Source organism: Olavius algarvensis spirochete endosymbiont (assembly GCA_900608495.1).
Taxonomy (GTDB): domain Bacteria; phylum Spirochaetota; class Spirochaetia; order DSM-2461; family DSM-2461; genus UBA2779.
In genome coordinates this window covers 1-232 of sequence record UWYT01000339.1, presented here as the reverse complement: position 1 = coordinate 232, position 232 = coordinate 1, and the positions used below count along the sequence as shown (strand labels likewise).

The following is a 232-nucleotide window of genomic DNA, read 5'->3' as shown; positions in this document are numbered from 1 at the left end:
CCACTTCCATCGGCCCGGGTATTCCAGCCATCAAATCTCTTGTCGGCAGGAGCCGCAAGTCCCGCGGGCGCCGCTGCAGCCGTCACATCTTGGCCAACAGTATAAGTATCGGCATCTGTCGGAGCAGTAGCACCGGTCCCGCCATTTAGATTGTAGGTAACCGAATATGTTATATCGACCCATTTGGCATAGAGAATCAGTCCACCAGCACTGGGCATAGCTATGGTTCCAG

1 protein-coding gene is annotated in these 232 nt (G+C 54.7%); it reads right to left on the bottom strand.

The window, feature by feature from the left end; all coding sequences use genetic code 11:
- On the bottom strand, positions 1-218 hold a 218-nt coding region (locus S1OALGB6SA_RS09920), incomplete at its 3' end, for an InlB B-repeat-containing protein (RefSeq protein ID WP_230204540.1).
- Positions 219-232: the final 14 nt, after the last annotated feature.